A 19,881-nucleotide genomic window follows, 5' to 3' on the forward strand; every position below is an offset into this window, starting at 1 on the left:
TGGTGCCCGCAGGCCCGGCGGTGCCCGCATGAGGCTCGGCATCGACATCGGCGGCACGAAGACCGCGGCCGTCGCCATCGGCGAGGACGGCGAGCTCAGCGACCAGGTGCGCATGCCCACGGGCTTCGGCGCCGACCAGGTCGTCGCGACCGCGCTGCGCACCGTCGAGCGGATGAGCGAGCTGGCCGGCGTGCCGGCGACCGCGTTCGCCTCGATCGGCATCGGCATCCCCGGCGCGGTCGACAGCCGTACGGGGCGGGTCCGCCATGCGGTGAACCTCGGCCTCGAGGGCCTCGACCTCGGGGTGCGCATCAGCGACCGGCTCGGCGTCGACGTGCGCGTCGAGAACGACGTGAAGGCGGCCGCGCTCGGCGCGCACCACCTCCTCGGCATCGCCGACGGCATCCGTGCGCATTCGATGGCCTACCTGAACCTCGGCACCGGCCTCGCGGCCGGCATCGTCCTCGACGGCGTGCTGCTGCGCGGCGGCCACGGCGTGGCCGGCGAGATCGGCCACATCCCGGTCGACCCGGTCGGCGAGCCGTGCGGTTGCGGCCAGCGCGGATGCCTCGAGACGGTGGCGTCCGGCTCGGCCCTGGCCCGCATGTGGCCGACGGAGCATCCGCTGCCCGCCCGCGACCTGTTCGACCGGGCCGCCGCGGGCGAGCCGGCCGCCCTCGAGGTGCGCGAGCGCTTCCTCACCGGCGTGGCCGACGCGGTGCGCCTGCTCGTGCTGACGACCGACGTCGACGACGTCGTCATCGGCGGCGGGCTCGCGGCCCTCGGCGGCGACCTGCTGGAGGGCGTGCGCGGCATCCTCGAACGGTGGGGCCGCTCGAGCGCGTTCCTCGCCTCCCTCGACCTGCCCCACCGGGTGCAGGTCATCCCGAACGGATTCCCGGCCGCCGCGGTCGGGGCCGCACTGATCGGAGGGCCGGCATGGCAGAGGTCGTGATCGTCCGCGACCAGGACGAGGCGGGCGAGCTGGCCGCGATTGCGATGCTCGCCCCGGTGCGCGCGTCGGCCGACGCGGTGCTGGGCTTCGCGACGGGCTCGACGCCGCTCACCACGTACCGGGCGATGGCCCGGACGATCGCGGCCGAGGGCCTCGACGTGCGCCGGGTGCGCGGGTTCGCGCTCGACGAGTACGTCGGGCTCCCGGCGGGGCATCCCGAGTCGTACCGGGCGGTGATCTCCCGCGAGGTGGTGGAGCCGCTGGGCCTCACGCCCGAGCTCGTGCACGTGCCGAACGGCGACGCCGCGACCGTCGAGTCGGCCGCCGCCGACTACGAGGCCGCCATCGCCGCGGCCGGCGGCGTCGACGTGCAGGTCCTCGGCATCGGCCGCACGGGCCACATCGCGTTCAACGAGCCGGGCTCCTCGCTCGCGTCGCGCACGCGCGTGAAGACCCTCACCGAGCAGACCCGCATCGACAACGCGCGGTTCTTCGACTCGCTCGACCAGGTGCCCATGCACTGCATCACGCAGGGCATCGGCACGATCCTCGAGGCGCGCCACCTCGTGCTGCTCGCGTTCGGCGAGGGCAAGGCCGCGGCGATCGCGGCGGCCGTCGAGGGGCCGGTCTCGGCGGGCAACCCGGGCTCGGCGATCCAGCTGCACGCGCACACGACGGTGATCGTCGACGAGGCGGCCGCGTCGAGGCTGGAGCACGCCGCCTACTACCGGTACTCGTGGGCCAACAAGCCCGCGTGGCAGGGGTTCTGACCCGGCACGGGTTCGGCGGGGTGCGCGCGGCTCAGTGCGGCAGCACCTCGCGCACGGCCGCGAGGTAGGCCTCCTCGTCGAAGTCGTCGAGCACGGTGCGCTGGATCATGAATCCGGGCGCGACCGCGAGGACGACGGGCGTGACGCGCGCGGCCCACGCCTCCGGGTCGCCGTCGGCGCGGGCGGGCTCCGCGCTCGCCCACTCGACGAGCCGGTCGCTGATGGTCTCGTAGAGCCGGTGGAGCACGCGCGAGACGATGGAGCGGATCTCGGGGTCGATGGCGGCCTCGCCCCACAGCTGGGGGAGCATGCCGACGAACCGCTCGCGGCGCATGCCCTCGATGAGGGTGACGAGGACCTCGGCCGGGGAGAGGGGGTCGCCGTCGCCGCGCCGGGCGTCGAGCTCGAGCACGCGCGCGTCGAGGATGCGCGTGGCGGTGGCGATGAAGAGCTCCTTCTTGCCGGCGAAGTGGCCGTAGATCGCCCCGGCGGACAGTCCCGACTCGGCGATGACGTCGCTCATCGCGGTGCGGCTGTATCCGCGCGCGGCGAAGCAGCGCAGGGCCGCGTCGACGATCTCGTCGCGCCGCGCGGCGCGGTAGGCCTCGGTCACCTTCGGCATCGGCCCTCCTCGTCTCCGGTTGACAACTCTAGGCGATCCGCCTATAAAGAACGAGCATTCGTTTTTTATTGGAGGTCAGGATGTCCCGCGCCACGAACGCCGCACCGCGCGCGCCGCAGACGCCGCCCACGGCGCACACGCCCCACACGCCGATCGCGCGCGTCATCGCCCTCGCCCTCGCGCTCGCCGCCGTCGTCACCGTCGTCGTGCTCGCCTTCGCGTGGCCGAGCGTGACCGCCGAGCCCCACGACCTGCCCATCGCCGTCGTCGGCTCCGACCAGCAGGTCGACGCCGTCGCCGACGCGATCGACGAGGCCCAGCCCGGCGCCATCGCGCTCCAGCGGGTCGACGACCGCGCCGCCGCCGTCGACGCGATCGAGGAGCGCACGGCCTACGGTGCGATCGTCCTCGGCGAGGCGCCCGAGGTGCTCACGTCGACGGCGTCCAGCACCGTGGTCGCCCAGCTCCTGAACGGCATCGCCTCCACCCTCGAGGAGCAGGTGAACGCCCAGGTCGCGGCAGCCGCCGCGGCGGCCGGGTCCCCGGTGGCCCCGCCGCACGTCGACGTCCCGGTCACCGACGTCGTGCCGCTCGCCGACACCGACCCGCGCGGCAGCGGCCTCACGGCCGCCATGTTCCCGCTCGTGATGGGCGGCATGATCGGCGGCATCGCCATCTCGATCGCCGTGATCGGCGCGCTCCGGCGGGTCGCCGCGGTCGCCGTCTACGCGGTCGCCGGCGGCCTGGTGCTCGCCGCGGTCCTCGGCGGCTGGTTCGGCTCGCTGCCGGGCGACTACCTGCTCGAGGCATCCGCCATCGCGCTCGCCCTCGCCGCCATCGCCGCGCCGATCACCGGGTTCGTCGCCCTCATCGGCCGCGCCGGCATCGCCGTCGGCCCCGTCGTCATGATGCTGTTCGCCAACCCGATCTCGGCGGCCGCGATGCCGAAGGAGTTCCTGCCCGCGCCGTGGGGCGACGTCGGCCAGTGGTTCCCGCCGGGCGCGGCGGCCACCCTCGTGCGCGAGCTGTCGTACTTCCCCCAGGCTGACACGACGTTCCACTGGCTGGTGCTCGCCGGCTGGGCGATCGGCGGCGCGCTGCTCTCGGTCCTCGGGCACTTCCGCACCGCGGGCGGCGCGGAGCCCGACGCGGTCGCCGCGCACGAGGACGACCCGGTCGAGGAGCGCGTGCCGGTCCCGGCCTGAGCCCCGGCACCGCGCGCAGACGACGGATGCCCCGGGCACGCGCCCGGGGCATCCGCATGTCTTCCTGCCGGACCGATCGAACCGGCTCGGCCGGCCGGCTCGGCGGCGCGCTCAGCCCGCGAGCTGCTTGCGGCCGTTCAGGATGCCGCTCACGGCGGCGACGACCGCGACGATGATCGCGACGATCGGCTGCCCGAGCTGCCACCAGGCGAGCGCGACCGCGGAGAACAGCGCGATCTCGATGAGCGCCCGGCCGAACAGGTCGATCTTGAAGACCGCCTTCGGCGACAGGAACAGCGCCCACACGAGGATCGCGAGGAGCGGTGCGGCGATGCCGATCAGCACGCCGGGCCACGGCAGCGGGAACGCGAGGAACCCCCAGATGCCGAGGCTCACGAACGCGAACAGCTCCAGGAGGAACCGCAGCACGTCGTTCGGGCCGATCTTGGGCAGGGCGGGGGACTGGTCGTTCACGACCGTCAAGCCTAACCGGCTCGGCGGGTGCCGACGCGCGGACCGGTGCTGCCCGGTGCGGCGCTGCCCGCTCAGCGGAAGACGATGGTGCGCGCGCCGTCGACGAGGATGCGCCGCTCGGCGAACCACTTGACCGCCTGGCTCAGCGTGCGGCTCTCCTCGTCCTGGCCGATCGCGACGAGCTCGTTCACCGAGCGCGAGTGGTCGACCCGCACGACGTTCTGCTCGATGATCGGGCCCTCGTCGAGGTCGCTGGTGACGAAGTGCGCCGTCGCGCCGATGATCTTGACGCCGCGGGCGTGCGCCTGCCGGTACGGGTTCGCGCCCTTGAAGCCGGGCAGGAACGAGTGGTGGATGTTGATGCACCGGCCCTCGAGCGCGGCGCACAGCTCGGGGGAGAGGATCTGCATGTAGCGGGCGAGCACGACGAGCTCGATGTCGTGCTCCTCGACCGCGGCGAGCACGCGCGCCTCGAACGCCGCCTTCTCGGCCGGCGACGTCACCGGCAGCGACTCGAACGGCACGCCGTAGAAGTCGACGAGGTCGCGCAGCGTGCCGTGGTTCGACAGCACGAGCGGCACCTGCACGGGCAGCTGGCCGGCGTGCCGGCGGAACAGGAGGTCGTTGACGCAGTGCCCCGCGGTCGAGCAGAGCACGAGCGTGCGGAGCGGCCGGCCGACCTCGTCGAGGTGCAGCGTCATGCCCCAACGCTCGACGACGGGCGCGAGCGCCGCCTCGAACTCCTCGCGGCCCGCGGGCGACTCGACCTGCACGCGCATGAAGAACCGGCCGGCGTCGAGGCTCGCGAACTGCTGGCTCTCGGTGATGTTGCCCCGCGCGGCGACGATGGCCCCGCTCACCGCGTGGACGATGCCCGGCCCGTCGACGCAGCTCAGCGTGACGACCCAGTGGTGCAGGCGTTCGGCGGGGGCATCCGTGGTCATCCGCCCAGACTAGCCCCGCTCAGCGCGGGCCCAGCAACGGCGGGTATCATCGTGGGCGGTCGCCGGTCCCCGGTGGCCCTGGGCGCGCACACGAGCGCGTAGTCGACCCACCGCGGTGCCGATTCCCGGCGGTGGGGAACGCCGTCGGAGAGACATCCTGGTGTCCCGTACCGAACCCGCGCGCGATCGCGCCATGCACTGGCCCGCGCTCATCGCGCTGAGCGCCGCCGTCTTCCTCTCGATCACCCTCGAGCTCCTGCCGAGCGGCCTGCTGCCCGAGATGGCCTCCGGCCTGGGCGTCACCGAGGCCGCCATGGGCGTCGCCGTCTCGGTCTACGCCCTCACGGTCGTCGTCACCTCGGCGCCGCTGGTCGCGCTCACCGCCCGGATGCCCCGCCGCGGGCTGCTCGTCGCGGTGCTCGCCGTGCTCGCCGCCACGACGGTCGCCACCGCACTCGCGCCGAACCTCCCGGTGCTCATCGGCGTGCGCTTCGTCGGGGGCCTCGCGCACGGCGTGTTCTGGTCGATCGTGGCCGCCGAGGCCTCCCGCCTGGTGCCCGAGCGGCTCATCGGCCGCGCCGTGTCGATCGTGCTCGGCGGCGGCACCCTCGCGATCGTGCTGGGCGTGCCGGCGGCGACCATCGTCGGCCAGGCGCTCGGGTGGCGCGCCGCGTTCGCGATCGTCGGCGCGCTGGCGTTCACCGGCGCGCTCGTCGTGCGGCTCGTCGTGCCGGCGCGGCCGACCGCGACCGCCGGCGTCACGGCGACCGGGTCGATCACGCACGCGACGGCCTCGCGGTTCCGGTTCGGCGACCCCGGCCTCGCGCAGGTCGTGCTCGTGTGCGCGGTGACCGCGATCGTCATGCTCGGCCAGTACGCCGTCTTCACCTACGTGGCGCCGATGCTCACCGACCTCGTCGGGGTCGGGTCGAGCGCGGTCGGCCCGATGCTCTTCCTCTACGGCGCGGCCGGCGCCGTCGGCCTCGTCATCGCGGGGTCGCCGCTCGCACGCCGGGCGACCGGCGCCCTCGTCGTCGCGATGGTGCTCGTCGCGGCCTCGCTCGCCGCGCTCGCGCTGGTGCCCGCGAACCTCGGCGTCGCCCTCGCGTCGCTCGCGGTGTGGGGTGCGGCCTTCGGCATGCTCCCGCCGCTGCTGCAGGTGCGGCTGCTGCGGGCGGCCCCGCCGTCGCATCGGGATGCCGCGAGCGCCCTGTACACGTCGGGCTTCAACGCCGGCATCGGCGGCGGGGCGCTGGTCGGCGCGGTCGTCTTCGACGCGTTCGGCGTCGCGGCGCTGCCGTGGGTGTACGTGCTGCTGCTCGTGGCCGCCGGCGTGCTCGTAGTGGCCGGGGCCGTCGTGGCACGGCGTCGTGCGGTCGAGAGCGTCGGCGGAGATGTGCCCGGGGTGGATGCGCTCGGCGTGGACGCCCACGGGGTGGACGGGCTCGGGCAGGATGCGCGCGGGACGGTTCAGGTCGGGACGGTTCAGGTCGGGGCGGGTCAGCCGGCCGAGGCCGTCGCCCAGGCGACCGGTCCCGTGCGGCCGTCGACGGCGTAGCGCACCGCGAGGCTCGACGCCGGGCGGGTCAGCCAGGCGCGGTTGGTGACGTTCGACCGGCCGTCGTGCCGCAACGGCAGGAACTCGGCGCTGGCGCCGTCGGCGATCACCTCGACGGTGGCGTCCGGGGCGCCGGCGACGTCGCCGCGGAATGGGTCGACCGAGGTCGTGCCCGACCCGTTGCCGTTCGCGGCGCCGTTGGCCCGCCCGTTCGGCTGCCCGCTCGCCTGGCTGCCCTGGCCGTTGCCGGCGCCGTTCGCCTGGCCGTTGGCCTGGCCCTGCGCCTGCCCGAGGGCCCGCACGACGAGGGTCGGCGTCGCCAGCGCCACGGTGAGGCCGGCCGCCGGCGAGGTGTTGCCGGCGACGTCGGTCTGCTGCACCGAGAGGGCGGTCGTGCCGGCCGGCAGGCCGGTCGGCGCGATGCGCCACGAGCCGTCGGACGCGGCGATCGTGCTCCACGTGCCCGCACCCGCGAGCACGACGGATGCCCCCGGCTCCGCCGTGCCCGTGACGATCGGGTCGACCAGCCCGCCGGCGGTGTCGACCGCGACGACGGCGGGCGCGGCGGCGGCCGTGTCGGGAGCTGCGGGGGTGGTGCCGGAGCCGGCCCCGGGGACGGCATCGGGCCGGGGGAGGGCGGCAGGGCGATCGCGTCGGAGCCGACCCCGGTGCCGGGTCCGCTGCCGTCGCCGGTCTCGCCGCCGCCGTTGCCGGGGCCGTTGCCGTTCGGGCCGCGCGAACCGGTGCCCGGCGTCGAGCCCTCGGCCGACCCGGGCGTGCCCGATTCGGCGGCGATGCCCTGCTCGGCGGTCGGTGCCGCGCCCTCGACGGCGCCCGGTACCACGACGGCGGTGGTGATCACCGCGGTCAGCACGGCGGCGCCGATGCCGCCCAGCGCCAGGGTGGTGCCGCCGATGCCGGTGCCCGCGGTCGCGGCGGCCCCCAGCGCGGCGGTGCCGGCCGCGGCGGCGACGCCGCCCGTGCCCGAGGCGGCCGCGCCGGTCGCCCCGGCACCGGCCAGGCCCGTTCCCGCGGCCCCGGCCCCGGTCGCCCCGGCACCCGCGCCGGAGACGCCGGCCGCGGCGGTCGAGGCGCCCGCGCCCGAGACGCTCGCGCCGGACACGCCCGCGCCCGAGAGACCCGCGCCGGCGCTCGCGGCGGATCCGCCCGCCGACCCGCTCGTGCCGATGAGCGCGCCGCTGCCGACCGCTCCCGCGGCGACGGCCGCGACATCCAGCCCGTCCAGCTGCTGCAGCCACGCGGTGTACGCGGCCGCGCCGGGGATGCCGGCGGCGAGCGGCAGCAGCACGAGCGTGAGCCGGCTGCCGACCTCGCGCGCCTCGGCGGCGACGATGGTGCACCGGGCGCAGCCGTCGAGGTGGCGCTCGACCCGCGCCGACTCGCGTGAGCCGAGGCGCGAGCGCGCGTAGCTGCCGAGCCGGTCGATGGCCCAGCGGCAGTCGGCCTCCTCGGCGCCGCGCAGGTGGGCGCGGATCCACGCCTGGCGGAGGCCCTCCCTGGCGCGGTAGGCCAGTGCGGCACCGCTGTTCGCGCTCATGCCGAGGAGGGGCGAGAACTGGGCGGGGGTGAGTCGCTCGACCTCCGAGTACCAGAGCACCTCCTGCCAGCGCGTCGGCAGCGAGCGGAACGCCTGCGCGGTGAGGCTGCGGTCGAGCGCCTCGAGGGCGGCGGTGTCGCCCGTGGACGGGTCCTCGAACGAGGCGAGCGTGTCGAGGGTGGTCTCGTGCCGTGCGCGGCCCCAGCCGGCGGCGGTGTTCCGGATCGTCGTGAACAGGTACGGCCGGAACGCTCCGGTCGGGCCCCCGCCGCGGCGCACGGCGTCGAAGATGCGGGTGAACGACTCGGAGACGAGGTCGTCGGGGTCGAGCGTGCTGAACGAGCGGGCGACGGTGCGACCGGCTGCGGCGTGGCGTCTCCACAGCATCGCGAACGCGTCGGTGTCGCCGGTGCGGGCGCGGGTGATGAGCTCCGCGTCGCTCGGCGCGTGCTCAGCGTCCATGGCGGCGCCTCCTGGTCGGGTTCGGGCACCGACCCGGCAGTCCTCGGCGCCCACCGCGGACAATTCCACCAGAAAGTTCGCGAACCTGCATCATGATCCGTCCCCGGCCCCGTCTCTCAGTGCAGAGGGAGGCAGTCCCTCCCTCCGACCGAGGCCACCCGAGAGCCGCGGTCGGAACGGAAGGCCGGTGGTGCCGCGCCCGTGTGGGCGGGCGCGGCACCCCGCCTTCCGAGAGGGTCGTGGTCCATGCGTCGGAGCCGACGTCCGCGTCGGCGGCGACTCGGGACGCCCGATCTCGCATCGCCGCGGCCCTTGCCCGCTCGACCCCGGAGGGCGGGCGGGCCGGGTCCGCCGGCTGGGGGAAAGCGCGGCGGACCCGGCTCCCGGGTCAGCCGACGACGCGTCGGCCCGCCACCCAGACCGTGTCGACCTGCAGGCCGTCGTCGAGCAGCACCGCGTCGGCGAGGAATCCCGGCTCGAGCACGCCGAGCTCGTGCGCGCGCCCGACGGCCGCAGCGGGGGTCGAGGTGAGGGCGCCGATCGCCTCGTTCAGCGGGATGCCGCAGGCGAGCACCGCTTGGCGCAGCGCGGCATCCTGCGTGAGGGTGGAGCCCGCGAGGGCGCCCGTGCCGGCGAGACGCGCGACGCCGTCGGCGACGACGACCTCGAGGGCGCCGAGGTCGTACCGGCCGTCGGCGTGGCCCGCCGCCGACATCGCGTCGGTGATGAGCGCGACGCGCCCCGGGGCGCCGCGGAACGCGAGCCGCACGACGTCCGGGTGCACGTGCACGCCGTCGTTCACGATCTCGAGGGTCACGTGGTCGGCGTGCATGGCCGCGACCACCGGGCCGGGTTCGCGGTGGTGGATGCCGCGCATGCCGTTGAACGCGTGGGTGAGCAGCGAGGCCCCTGCGTCGAACGCGGCGAGGGCGGTCGCGTAGTCGGCACTCGTGTGGCCCACCGCGACGGCGACCCCGGCGGCCGTGAACCGCCGGATCGCGTCGAGCGCGCCGTCGTGCTCGGGGGCGATGGTCACCTGGCGGAGGGTGCCGGCGGATGCCTCGAGCAGCACGTCGACCGCGGCCGCGTCGGCCGTCCGCAGCGCGGTGGGGTCGTGCGCCCCGCGGAACCCGTCGTCGAGGAACGGGCCCTCGAGGTGCGCCCCGAGCACGCGCGGGTCGGACTCCGCGGCCGCCGCGATGGCGCGCAGCTGCCCGGCGAGCCGGTCGACCGGCGCCGAGACGAGCGAGCAGACGGTGCGCGTGGTGCCGTGCGCGGTGTGCACGTCGAGCGCGGCCCGGATCGCGTCGGGACCCTCGTCGAACGACGCGCCGCCGGCGCCGTGGCAGTGCAGGTCGACGAATCCGGCGGAGAGCCAGCGGCCCGAGGCATCCGTCACGTCCGCGTCGGCCGGCAGGCCGTCGCGCCAGCCGTCGCCGAGGCCGCGCGCCGTGACCAGCCCGTCGTCGAAGCGCACCCACGCGTCGGGCACGGTGTCGGCAGCCGACACCAGGCGGGCGGAATGGACGACCGCGGTCGCCGCGCTCACTCGGTCCACGGCACGCCGTCGACCCGGTGGTAGGCGACGCCCAGCACGTCCCAGCGCTCGCCGAGGGCGGCGACGCGACCCGCGAAGTCGTCGGCGTCGCGGCCGGCGCCGGCCTCGGGGGCGGGCGACCAGGCGATCTCTGCGATCGCGGCCATGCGGGGGAACGCCATGAACTCGACGTCGTCGATGCGGCGCAGCGTCTCCGCCCAGATCGGCGCCTCGACGCCGAGGATCTCGGCGTCGCCGATGCCGTCGATGATCGCGGTCGGCTCCCAGCCGTACGCCTCGTCGAGCGTGGTGGCGCCCTTCGCCCACTGGAGGCCGAGCTCACGCCCGTCCTTCTCCACGCCGTCGGGGTACTTCATGTCGAGGTAGGCGACGTCGGCGGGCGACATGATGAGCCGGCCGCCCTGTGCGACGAACGAGCGCACGAGTTCGACGTGGTGGTCGTCCTCCGGCTCGACGTAGTTCCAGTACTGCCCGATCGTGCCGGCCGGCAGGTCGGTCGAGGCGCCGAGCTCGTGCCATCCGACGACGGTCTTGCCGGTCGCCGCGGCCGCCGCGGTGATGCGGCGCACGAGGTCGAGGTAGTCCTCCTTCGACGTCGCGAGCGATTCGTCGCCGCCGATGTGCAGCCAGGGGCCGGGGAGAGCTCGGCGACCTCGCGGGTGACGTCGGCGAGGAACCGGTCGGTGGCCTCCGCGCGCTCCGGGGCGGCGCTGAGCGACGAGAAGCCGACCTCGATGCCCTCGTAGGGGGCGGGGGCGACGCCGTCGGCGTTCAGCTCGGGGTAGGCCGAGAGCGCGGCGTTCGTGTGCCCCGGCAGGTCGATCTCGGGGACGATCGTGATGTGCCGGTCTGCGGCGTAGGCCACGATGCGGCGGAAGTCGTCCTTCGTATAGAAGCCGCCGCCGTCGCCGTCGACGGAGGTCGAGGCGCCGATGCCGGTGAGCTCGGGCCACGCGTCGATCTGCAGGCGCCAGCCCTGGTCGTCGGTGAGGTGCAGGTGCAGGGCGTTGAGCTTCAGCAGGGCGATGTCGTCGAGGTAGCGCTCGACGGCCTCGACGGGGAAGAAGGGGCGGGCCACGTCGAGCATCGCCCCGCGGTACGCGTACCGGGGCGCGTCGGCCACGGAGGCCGCGGGTGCGGTCCAGCCGCCGGCCGGTTCGGCGGCGCCTGCCGCCTCGAGCGCGGCGGGCAGGAGCTGGCGGAGCGACTGGGTGCCGAGGAAGGCGCCGGCCGCGGTCGCCGCGCCGATCCGGGCGCCGTCGGCGCCGGTCTCGAGGGTGTAGCCCTCGTCGGCGCCGTCGGCCTCGGCGGCGGCGACGACGATCGCGATGTCGGATGCCCCGGCCGCGTCCGCGTCTCCGGCCGCCCCGGCCACCACGGGGACGTCCCAGCCGGTCGCGGCGCGCAGGCGCTCGGCGAGCAGGTCGCCGGCGCGCCCGGCGTCGCCCGCGACGACGATGCGGGTCGCCGCGTCGAGCCGGAAGGGTGCGGCGTCGTCGTGCCGCTCGAACGAGACGGGTGCTGGGGTGATTCCGGTCATGGTGGTTCCATTCTGGTCGTCGGCCGGGGTGCAGCCCGCGAGCGACGCGAGGGCGACGGAGGCGGTCAGGGCGGCGATCACGGTGGTGCGCGCGGCGGTGCGGGCCATCGGGCGGTCGGCTCCCCTGGTTATGGAAGGACTCCTAACAAACTACGGTCCCATCCTTCCATGCCCGGCCCCGGAAGAACAGTCGTCCGCGGCCGACGGCCCGCTCCGAGTCATCCGTTGCTATGCTGTCCGCGTCGCGACTGGCGTTGAGATGGGTACCCATCGGGGAGCGACTGGCACGGACCGACCGCACGCCTGGGCCGGTACGCCTTCCTCGTCGCGCGAGTCGCCGAGGCAGCAACCTCAAGGTCCGTCCATTCCCCTGAAGGAGCCAGTCTTGGCCGAATCGGTCTTCAACCAGCCGCTGTCCGTCGTCGATCCCGAGATCGCCGAGGTCCTCGACCTCGAGCTCGGTCGCCAGCGCGACTACCTCGAGATGATCGCGAGCGAGAACTTCGTGCCCGTCTCCGTCCTGCAGTCGCAGGGCTCCGTCCTCACCAACAAGTACGCCGAGGGCTACCCCGGCCGCCGCTACTACGGCGGCTGCGAGTACGTCGACGTCGCCGAGAACCTCGCCATCGAGCGCGCGAAGTCGCTGTTCGGCGCCGAGTACGCGAACGTCCAGCCGCACTCGGGCGCGTCGGCCAACGCCGCCGTCCTGTCGGCGATCGCCACGCCCGGCGACACCATCCTCGGCCTCGAGCTCGCGCACGGCGGCCACCTCACGCACGGCATGAAGCTCAACTTCTCGGGCAAGCTGTACAACGCCGTCTCCTACGGCGTCGACCCCGAGACCTTCCGCGTCGACCTCGACGTCGTCCGCGACCAGGCCCGCGAGCACAAGCCGCAGGTCATCATCGCCGGCTGGAGCGCCTACCCCCGCCACCTCGACTTCGCCGCCTTCCGCGAGATCGCCGACGAGGTCGGCGCGAAGCTCTGGGTCGACATGGCGCACTTCGCCGGCCTCGTCGCCGCGGGCCTCCACCCGTCGCCCGTGCCCTACGCCGACGTCGTCTCGTCGACCGTGCACAAGACCATCGGCGGCCCCCGCTCGGGCTTCATCCTCTCGCGCGACATGGAGCTCGCGAAGAAGCTGAACTCGAACGTGTTCCCCGGCCAGCAGGGCGGCCCGCTCATGCACGTCATCGCCGCCAAGGCGACCGCGTTCAAGATCGCCGCGTCCGAGGAGTTCAAGGACCGCCAGGAGCGCACCCTCTCGGGCGCGCGCATCCTCGCCGAGCGCCTCACCGCCGACGACTCGCGCGCCGCGGGCGTCGACGTGCTCACCGGCGGCACCGACGTGCACCTCGTGCTCGCCGACCTCCGCAACTCGCAGCTCGACGGCCAGCAGGCCGAGGACCTCCTGCACGAGGCGCTCATCACGGTGAACCGCAACGCGGTGCCGTTCGACCCGCGCCCGCCGATGGTCACCTCGGGCCTGCGCATCGGCACGCCCGCGCTCGCGACGCGCGGCTTCGGCGACGCCGAGTTCACCGAGGTCGCCGACATCATCGCCGAGGTCCTCAAGGGCGGCGCGGATGTCCCGGCGCTGCGCGCCCGCGTGCAGGCCCTCACCGAGCGCTTCCCGCTCTACCCCGGCCTCCAGCAGTAGGCGCCGCGATGACCGCTGTGAAGCTCGACGGCGTCGCGACCGCGTCGGCCGTCAAGGGCGAGCTCGCCTCGCGCATCGCGAACCTGCGCGCGCACGGCATCGTGCCGGGCCTCGGCACCCTGCTCGTCGGCGACGACCCGGGCTCGCGCTCGTACGTCGCCGGGAAGCACCGCGACTGCGCCGAGGTCGGCATCGAGTCGATCCGCATCGACCTGCCGGCCTCGGCCACGCAGGCCGACGTGCTCGCCGCGATCCGCGACCTGAACGCCGCGCCCGAGGTGACCGGGTACATCGTGCAGCTCCCGCTGCCGGCCGGGCTCGACGAGCACGCCGCGCTCGAGGCCATCGACCCGTCGAAGGACGCCGACGGCCTGCACCCGACGAACCTCGGCCGGCTCGTGCTCGGCATCGAGGGGGAGCTCAGCTCCCCGCTGCCGTGCACGCCGGCCGGCATCGTCGAGATGCTCCAGCGCTACGAGGTGCCGATCCGCGGGAAGCACGTGACCGTCATCGGTCGCGGGCTCACCGTGGGCCGCCCGCTCGGCCTGCTGTTCACCCGCAAGGGCCTCGACGCGACCGTGACCCTCACGCACTCGCGCACCGAGGACCTGGCCGCCGAGGTGCGCCGCGCCGACATCGTCGTCGCGGCCGTCGGCGTGCCGCACCTGGTGCAGCCCGACTGGGTGAAGCCCGGCGCGGCCGTGCTCGACGTCGGCATCACCCGCGTCGAGGACGAGGAGACCGGCAAGGGCCGCCTCACGGGCGACGTCGACCCGGCCGTGGCCGAGGTCGCCGGCTTCCTGTCGCCGAACCCCGGCGGCGTCGGCCCGATGACCCGGGCGATGCTCCTCGCGAACGTCGTCAAGGCGGCGGAGCTGCGGCTCGGGCGCTGAGCGCACCACACGCACCACCACGGATGCCCCGGCCGGATCGGCTGGGGCATCCGTCGTCTCAGGGGTGGCCCTCGCGGCGTTCAGGGCTACCGGTGGGGAGCGTCCGGGCGGGCACCGATGCCGTGCGGGGCACGCGGCGGGAGTCTCGGGAACCGTGCGCATCCACCATCCGTCGGGTGCCGAGACGAAAGCGAAGCACCTGACATGACCAGCTACCTGCCCACCACCACGGCCGGGGTCGTCCGACGCCCCGGCCGCGACGTCGCCGCCGGCACCCTCGTCGAGGCCCCCGCCGTCAGCGGCGCGAAGGCCGCCGCGATCCGCGTGGTCGCCACCGTCGCCCCGGCCGCCGTCGCAGCGGGCGTCGTCGCCGTCGGCGCCGGTGCGGCACGCGAGGCCGACGGCCTCGTCGGCACCCTCGTGCCTGCGATCGCCGGTGCGGCCGGCCCGGGCGGCGCGGCCCCCGCCCTGGCCCTCGGCCTCTTCGCGGTCGGCGCGCTCCTCGCCCTCTCGATCGGCGCTCGGGCGAGCGACCGCAGCGGCCGCCGTCGCGCCGTCGTCGCCGGCCTGGTGCTGGTCGCGCTCGCGGTGGCCGCCACGTTCATCGGGCTGCTCCCGCCCGCCGGCCTCCTCGCCGGGATCGGCGCGGCCATGGCCCTGATGGCGGCTCCGGCGTGGCTCGCCGACGCACGCACGCCCGCTCCCGCCGTCGCCGCGCTGTCGGTGCCGGCCGTCGTCGCCGGCCTCGTCGCCGGAGCGCTCGTTCCCGCCCCCACCATCGTGCTCGTCGCGGCGGTGGTCGCGCTCGCCGCGGCCGCGACGCCCGAGACCGTCGCCGGGCCGCAGACGCCGGTGTGGCGCCTGCCGGCCAAGCCCGACTTCCGCGGCCGGGCGAGTTCCGTCGTGCTCCTCGCCCTCATCGCGGTGGCCGTGCCGTTCGCCTGGCTGCCGGTGCTCCCGGCGGCGATCGTCGCGGGCGCCGTGCTGCTCCTGATCGCGGTGGCGACGATCGCCGCGACCGCGGAGGCGGCGTCGGCCGCGACGCGCGGGCGCACGGCGACCGCGGCCCGTCGGGCCGCCTCCGCCGGGGCATCCGCTCCCGTCGCCGCCCCCGCCCGGCCCGGCACCCGCGCCTACCGCGCCGCCGTGCGCGCGTTCGACACCACCGAGCCGCTGACGCCCGCCCTCGCGGTGACCGCCACCACCTCCGCCGACGTGGCCGCCGCCGTGCGCACCGCAGCCGAGGCCGGCATGGGCGTGCGCATGCACTCCACGGGGCATGCGGCCGGCAGCTCCTCCGACATGTCGGGCGACCTGCTCGTACGCCTCGCGCTCGCGGGCGGCGTGACCGTCGACGAGGAGCGCCGGCTCGTGCGCATCCCTGCCGGTGCCGCCTGGCGCGACGTGGTCGCCGCGACCGCCCCGCTCGGCCTCGCCGTGCCGCACGGCTCCTCGGGCCACGTCGGCGTCGTCGGCTACCTGAGCCGCGGCGGCCTGTCGGCCTACGCCCGCTCGGTCGGCATCGCCGCCAACCACCTCGAGTCGGTCGAGCTCGTCACGGCCGACGGCCGCGAGGTCACGGCGTCGCGCGACCTCGAGCCCGAGCTGTTCTGGGCGGTCCGCGGCGGCGGCGGCGGGTTCGGCGTCATCACGGCCGTGACCGTGCGGGCGTTCGACCCCGGCGAGGTCGTCACCGGCACCGCCATGTGGGAGCTCGCCGACGCGCCCGCCGTGGCCCGAGCCTGGGCCGAGTGGACGGCCACCGCCCCGGCCGGCATCACCACGTCGCTCCGTGTGATGAACCTGCCGCCCATCCCCGGCATGCCGTTCCGCATCACCCGTCGCAAGCTGCTCGTCGTCGACGGCACCGCGATCGACCGAGACGGGCGCGGCGCGTCCGAGGTGGCCGGCGAGCTGCTCCGCACGCTGCGTCGCGCGGGCCGCCCGGTGTTCGACTCGTGGCGCAGCGCCGGCATCGCCGAGGTGCCCTTCACGCACATGGACCCCGACTTCGGCGGCATCGCGCACCGCACCGACACCGCGCTCCTCGGCGCCCCCGAGGGTCGCAGCGCCGAGCGCAGCCGCGCGATCGTCGAGGCGTTCCTCGCCCAGGTCACCGCCGACGGCTCGCCGTTCCTGATGGCCGAGCTCCGCCAGCTCGGCGGCGCGCTCGCCGAGGCGCCCGACGGCGGCGGCGCGGTCGCGCACCTCGACGCCGACTTCGCATGGTTCACCGGCGTGATGATCAGCCGCAAGCGCACCGTCGACGACGCGGCGGCCGCGTTCGCCGGCGTCCGGGCCGCCTTCGGCGACTGGGTCACCGACTACACGATGCCGACCTTCGCCTCCGACCGAGACCGACCGCAGCGGAACTACCCGGCCGAGGTGCGCACCCGAGTCGAGGCGCTGCGCGAGCGCATCGACCCCGCGGGCCTCTTCCGCGGCGACGTCGCGGTGGGCGCGCGGTAGGCCCCGTCACCGCGAGCGAGCGGATGCCCCGGCCGAGCTCCCGGCCGGGGCATCCGTGCCCGTCCGTCCGCTCCCGGCTCAGGCGAGGTCGAGGCTCGGCGTCGCCGCCGGGTCCGGTCGCGATGCGGTGTCGGGCCGAGGCCCGGTCGCCGACGCGGCCGCGGGGGAGGATTCCGCCGCCGACGGCGCCTTCCGCGCGAGCACCGCGATGCCGACCGCCGCGAGCCAGAGCGCGGTCGTTCCGTTGAACGAGGCCACCGCGCCCCAGCCATTCGCTGCGTAGAACTGCGAGGAGTCGTAGCCGGCGAACATCGACGGCACCGCGGCGAGGTGCAGGGCGGCGATCACGAACGCGGTCCAGCCGACCCAACGGGGGAGGGCTCCGCTGCGGAGCACCCCGAACCCGAACGCGAGCGCGAAGACGAGCAGCAGCAGATGGCTGATCGAGCCGTACAGCAGGTAGGTGGGCACGCTTCGGGTGGGGTCGATCCACGCCACGGTCCTGATCGCGGTGCCGCCCTCGAGGCCCTTGGCCACCATGTCGACGATCGTCCAGGCGACGCCTGCGGTGCCCGCGAGGGCGCCGAACCACTCGTACCGGGCATCCGCACGGCCGATCACGAACCGGACCCCGCTCATGAACACGAGGAACATCGTGAGCGCGAGGAAGTTGCAGAGCGTGCGGACGAGGATGACCTCGTCGGGCATCAGGGAGCCGGTGTCGACGCCGCACTCGGCGGCGGGACAGGACGGGACCACGAAGTAGAGCGGGAGTTCGGCCATGGCGAGGACCGCGCCGAGGATCGCGGACAGCCCGATCCAACGGCGTGCGGAATCCGGAGGAGATAACTGTGTAAGCAATGAAGTGTTCATGCCATGCACAATAACCTGAACTGTGTAAGCCGTCTACGGTTTTCGCCGCGCCTCTGGGAAGATGCTGGTCATGACCGAAGACGACGACCTCGAATCCCTGCCGCCCGGCCTGGCGGCGGCGTGGGGCGTCGTCGCCCCGGAGGGGCGGCGCGGTCCGAAGCCCGCCCACACCGTCGACGAGGTCATCGAGGTCGCCGCCGGACTGGCTGACGCGGAGGGGCTCGCCGGCGTCTCGCTGCCGAAGGTCGCGGCTCGCGTCGGCGTCACCGCCAACGCGCTGTACCGCTACGTCAGCTCGAAGGACGAGCTCGTCGTGCTCCTCGCCGACCGCGCCTGGGGCGACCCGCCGGCGCTGCCCGACGGCGAATGGCGTGAGGCGGCGGCGGTCTGGGCGCGGCGGCTCTTCGAACGGTTCGGCGAACGGCCCTGGTTGCTCGACGTCCCGACGACCGTCCCGCTCACCCCGCACAACGCGGCCTGGCTCGACGCACTGCTCGCCGCGCTCGCGCCGACGCGGATGCCGGCGCACGAGCTGCTGGACTGCGCGTACCTGCTCGACAGCCACGCCCGCTACGGAGCGAACCTCCGTCGCAACGCCCCGACGCCGGCCGCCCTGCGGCGCGGGAACCCGCGCCGCGCGGAGGCGTCGCGCGCGGTCCGCGGGTTCCTCGACGACCGACTTCGCGACCGCGGCCTGGACGCCGCCGCGGACGTGCTGGGCGATCCCGTCTTCCTCGCCGACGAACCGTCCGTCGACGGGTTCGAGTTCGGCCTCGCGCGGATCCTCGACGGCATCGAAGCGCACGTCGGTCGATAGCGCCGCGGCACGCGCCCCGAGCCGCCGCGGCCGCACGGAGCCGTCCCGGCCGGGGCATCCGTGCGTTCACCGTCCTTTCACCGGCGTGACACCCGACCGCCCCCGCATGGTCGCCGCCGGCGCATAGCTTCGGCCACATGCCCGCCGAGTCGACCCGCCACGTGACGGCGATCATCCCTGCGCGCGGGGGCTCGCAGGGTCTGCCCGGGAAGAACGTGGCCAGGGTGGGCGGGCTGGCGCTCGTGGCGAGGGCCGTGGGGGCGGCCCTCGCCACGGAGCGGATCGACCGCGTCGTCGTCACCACCGACGACGCCGGCATCGCCGACGCGGCCCGCGCCGCGGGCGCCGACATCGTCGAGCGGCCGAGCGACATCGCGGGGCCCGAGGCCTCGAGCGAGTCGGCCCTGCTGCACGCCCTCGGCGTACTGGGCGCCGACGGCGCCGCACCCGAGGTCGTCGTGTTCCTGCAGGCCACCTCGCCGTTCATCGACCCGGCCGACCTCGACGAGGCCGTCGCCCGCGTGTCGGCCCGCGAGTTCGACGTCGTGTTCGCGGCGGCGCCCGCGCACCGGTTCCTCTGGCGAACGGATGCCTCGGGCGCGGCCCACGGCGTGAACCACGAGGCCTCCGTGCGGCTGCGCCGCCAGGACCTCGCGCCCGAGTGGGTCGAGACCGGCGCGTTCACCGTGTTCCACGCCGACGGCTTCCGCCGGGCGCGGCACCGCTTCTTCGGCCGGGTGGGCATCCAGCCCGTCGACCCGGCGACCGCCGTCGACGTCGATGACGCCCACGACCTCGAGATCGCGCGGGCGCTCGCGCCGCGCCTCGACCCGGTGCTGCGCCGCGACGTCGTGCGGGGCCCGCTCGCGGGCAACCCGCTGGTCGACGTCGACGCGGTGGTGACCGACTTCGACGGCGTGCACACCGACGACACCGCCACGGTCGACGAGCACGGCGTCGAGTCGGTCCGGGTGAGCCGCGCAGACGGCGCGGGCATCGCGGCCTTGCGCCGGGCCGGCGTGCCCGTGCTCATCCTCTCGGCCGAGGAGAACCCCGTGGTCGCCCGTCGCGCGGCGAAGCTCGGCATCGAGTGCCGGCACGGCGTGGCCGAGAAGGGCGCCGCGCTCGCCGACTGGGCCGCCGAGCACGGCATCCCGCTGCACCGCATCGCGTACCTCGGCAACGACCTGGGCGACCTGCCCGCGCTCGCCCTCGCCGGCTGGCCGATCGCCGTCGCCGACGCCGCGCCGGTGGTGCGGGCGCAGGCCCGCCTCGTGCTGCGGCGCGCCGGCGGCGACGGCGCGGTCCGCGAGCTGTGCGACCTGGTGCTCGCCGCCCGGGCCGCGCGCGCGGCGCGCGCCGAGCGCGATGCGCGCGACGACCGGTCGCGCGGTCCCGGGTCGGGCGGGGCATCCGTGCCGCCCGAGCGGCCCGCCGACCTCGTGCCCGTCGCCTAGCCGATCGCCCGTTCGCCAACCCTGATCCACCGCCTGCACGAACGCAGCCAACGCCACTGACCGAAC

The 19,881-nt window shown here is 75.2% G+C and carries 16 protein-coding genes and 2 pseudogenes; 9 read left to right on the forward strand and 9 right to left on the reverse strand.

Annotated elements, in window-relative coordinates:
- Positions 1-28: 28 nt before the first annotated feature.
- On the forward strand, positions 29-955 hold the full coding sequence (locus tag ACGGZK_RS08965; protein WP_395245911.1) for an ROK family protein: 927 nt from the start codon (positions 29-31) through the stop codon (positions 953-955).
- The gene (gene nagB, locus ACGGZK_RS08970; protein ID WP_395245912.1) at positions 940-1,725 is read left to right on the forward strand and encodes a glucosamine-6-phosphate deaminase; all 786 of its coding nucleotides are present in this window, start codon (positions 940-942) and stop codon (positions 1,723-1,725) included. The genes ACGGZK_RS08965 and nagB overlap by 16 nt, the downstream gene beginning before the upstream one ends.
- 31 nt (positions 1,726-1,756) lie before the next feature.
- Here the strand turns inward: nagB and ACGGZK_RS08975 are convergent, their stop codons facing one another.
- Positions 1,757-2,347, reverse strand: coding sequence for a TetR/AcrR family transcriptional regulator (locus ACGGZK_RS08975; protein WP_395245913.1), 591 nt, complete (start codon positions 2,345-2,347; stop codon positions 1,757-1,759).
- Positions 2,348-2,427: 80 nt separating this feature from the next.
- Here ACGGZK_RS08975 and ACGGZK_RS08980 point away from each other — a divergent pair, with 80 nt between their 5' ends.
- Positions 2,428-3,552, forward strand: coding sequence for an ABC transporter permease (locus ACGGZK_RS08980; protein WP_395245914.1), 1,125 nt, complete (start codon positions 2,428-2,430; stop codon positions 3,550-3,552).
- Between the two features lie 111 nt (positions 3,553-3,663).
- Here the strand turns inward: ACGGZK_RS08980 and ACGGZK_RS08985 are convergent, their stop codons facing one another.
- Positions 3,664-4,026, reverse strand: coding sequence for a YrdB family protein (locus ACGGZK_RS08985; protein WP_395245915.1), 363 nt, complete (start codon positions 4,024-4,026; stop codon positions 3,664-3,666).
- 71 nt (positions 4,027-4,097) lie between these two features.
- Positions 4,098-4,970, reverse strand: coding sequence for a formyltetrahydrofolate deformylase (gene purU / locus ACGGZK_RS08990; RefSeq protein ID WP_395245916.1), 873 nt, complete (start codon positions 4,968-4,970; stop codon positions 4,098-4,100).
- A 160-nt stretch (positions 4,971-5,130) separates the two neighbouring features.
- Between purU and ACGGZK_RS08995 the strand changes: the two genes are divergently transcribed.
- Complete coding sequence (locus ACGGZK_RS08995; protein ID WP_395245917.1) at positions 5,131-6,528, forward strand: MFS transporter; 1,398 nt, start codon at positions 5,131-5,133, stop codon at positions 6,526-6,528.
- Here ACGGZK_RS08995 and ACGGZK_RS09000 read toward each other — a convergent pair.
- From ACGGZK_RS09000 to ACGGZK_RS09020, 5 genes and pseudogenes are all read right to left on the reverse strand, one after another.
- Positions 6,471-8,027: an Ig-like domain-containing protein gene (locus ACGGZK_RS09000; RefSeq protein WP_395246060.1), complete on the reverse strand. Its 1,557-nt coding sequence runs from the start codon at positions 8,025-8,027 to the stop codon at positions 6,471-6,473. The genes ACGGZK_RS08995 and ACGGZK_RS09000 overlap by 58 nt on opposite strands.
- Positions 7,934-8,548: pseudogene (locus ACGGZK_RS09005) on the reverse strand (RNA polymerase sigma factor); the annotation flags it as partial. The gene ACGGZK_RS09000 and the pseudogene ACGGZK_RS09005, both read right to left, overlap by 94 nt.
- Before the next feature lie 388 nt (positions 8,549-8,936).
- Positions 8,937-10,097, reverse strand: a complete 1,161-nt coding sequence (locus ACGGZK_RS09010; protein WP_395246061.1) for an N-acetylglucosamine-6-phosphate deacetylase — start codon at positions 10,095-10,097, stop codon at positions 8,937-8,939.
- Positions 10,094-10,675, reverse strand: coding sequence for a family 20 glycosylhydrolase (locus ACGGZK_RS09015; RefSeq protein ID WP_395245918.1), 582 nt, complete (start codon positions 10,673-10,675; stop codon positions 10,094-10,096). The genes ACGGZK_RS09010 and ACGGZK_RS09015 overlap by 4 nt, the downstream gene beginning before the upstream one ends.
- Positions 10,676-10,800: 125 nt before the next feature.
- Positions 10,801-11,754, reverse strand: a pseudogene (locus ACGGZK_RS09020) (family 20 glycosylhydrolase); the annotation flags it as partial.
- Positions 11,755-12,031: 277 nt separating this feature from the next.
- On the opposite strand from ACGGZK_RS09020, the gene glyA reads away from it, so the two are divergent.
- From glyA to ACGGZK_RS09035, 3 genes are all read left to right on the forward strand, one after another.
- Positions 12,032-13,306, forward strand: a complete 1,275-nt coding sequence (glyA, locus tag ACGGZK_RS09025) for a serine hydroxymethyltransferase (RefSeq protein ID WP_395245919.1) — start codon at positions 12,032-12,034, stop codon at positions 13,304-13,306.
- Positions 13,307-13,314: 8 nt separating this feature from the next.
- Positions 13,315-14,199 carry a bifunctional methylenetetrahydrofolate dehydrogenase/methenyltetrahydrofolate cyclohydrolase gene (locus ACGGZK_RS09030; protein WP_395245920.1) on the forward strand — a complete coding sequence of 295 codons (885 nt, stop codon included), beginning with the start codon at positions 13,315-13,317 and terminating at the stop codon, positions 14,197-14,199.
- Positions 14,200-14,403: 204 nt separating this feature from the next.
- Positions 14,404-16,668, forward strand: coding sequence for an FAD-binding oxidoreductase (locus tag ACGGZK_RS09035; RefSeq protein WP_395245921.1), 2,265 nt, complete (start codon positions 14,404-14,406; stop codon positions 16,666-16,668).
- A gap of 78 nt (positions 16,669-16,746) precedes the next feature.
- Here the strand turns inward: ACGGZK_RS09035 and ACGGZK_RS09040 are convergent, their stop codons facing one another.
- Positions 16,747-17,541 carry a hypothetical protein gene (locus ACGGZK_RS09040; protein WP_395245922.1) on the reverse strand — a complete coding sequence of 265 codons (795 nt, stop codon included), beginning with the start codon at positions 17,539-17,541 and terminating at the stop codon, positions 16,747-16,749.
- A gap of 70 nt (positions 17,542-17,611) precedes the next feature.
- Here ACGGZK_RS09040 and ACGGZK_RS09045 point away from each other — a divergent pair, with 70 nt between their 5' ends.
- Positions 17,612-18,358 (forward strand): TetR/AcrR family transcriptional regulator, encoded by a 747-nt coding sequence (locus tag ACGGZK_RS09045; protein WP_395245923.1) that lies wholly within the window; start codon positions 17,612-17,614, stop codon positions 18,356-18,358.
- A gap of 137 nt (positions 18,359-18,495) precedes the next feature.
- Positions 18,496-19,815 carry a cytidylyltransferase domain-containing protein gene (locus ACGGZK_RS09050; protein WP_395245924.1) on the forward strand — a complete coding sequence of 440 codons (1,320 nt, stop codon included), beginning with the start codon at positions 18,496-18,498 and terminating at the stop codon, positions 19,813-19,815.
- Positions 19,816-19,881 lie beyond the last annotated feature (66 nt).

This window comes from Agromyces sp. MMS24-K17, assembly GCF_043950245.1.
Lineage (GTDB): Bacteria > Actinomycetota > Actinomycetes > Actinomycetales > Microbacteriaceae > Agromyces.

Coding starts and splice junctions, on each gene's coding strand:
- ACGGZK_RS08965 (WP_395245911.1), top strand. CDS start 29: ATGAGGCTCGGCATCGACATCGGCGGCACGAAGACCGCGGCCGTCGCC.
- nagB (WP_395245912.1), top strand. CDS start 940: ATGGCAGAGGTCGTGATCGTCCGCGACCAGGACGAGGCGGGCGAGCTG.
- ACGGZK_RS08975 (WP_395245913.1), bottom strand. CDS start 2,347: ATGCCGAAGGTGACCGAGGCCTACCGCGCCGCGCGGCGCGACGAGATC.
- ACGGZK_RS08980 (WP_395245914.1), top strand. CDS start 2,428: ATGTCCCGCGCCACGAACGCCGCACCGCGCGCGCCGCAGACGCCGCCC.
- purU (WP_395245916.1), bottom strand. CDS start 4,970: ATGACCACGGATGCCCCCGCCGAACGCCTGCACCACTGGGTCGTCACG.
- ACGGZK_RS09030 (WP_395245920.1), top strand. CDS start 13,315: ATGACCGCTGTGAAGCTCGACGGCGTCGCGACCGCGTCGGCCGTCAAG.
- ACGGZK_RS09035 (WP_395245921.1), top strand. CDS start 14,404: ATGACCAGCTACCTGCCCACCACCACGGCCGGGGTCGTCCGACGCCCC.
- ACGGZK_RS09040 (WP_395245922.1), bottom strand. CDS start 17,541: ATGAACACTTCATTGCTTACACAGTTATCTCCTCCGGATTCCGCACGC.
- ACGGZK_RS09045 (WP_395245923.1), top strand. CDS start 17,612: ATGACCGAAGACGACGACCTCGAATCCCTGCCGCCCGGCCTGGCGGCG.
- ACGGZK_RS09050 (WP_395245924.1), top strand. CDS start 18,496: ATGCCCGCCGAGTCGACCCGCCACGTGACGGCGATCATCCCTGCGCGC.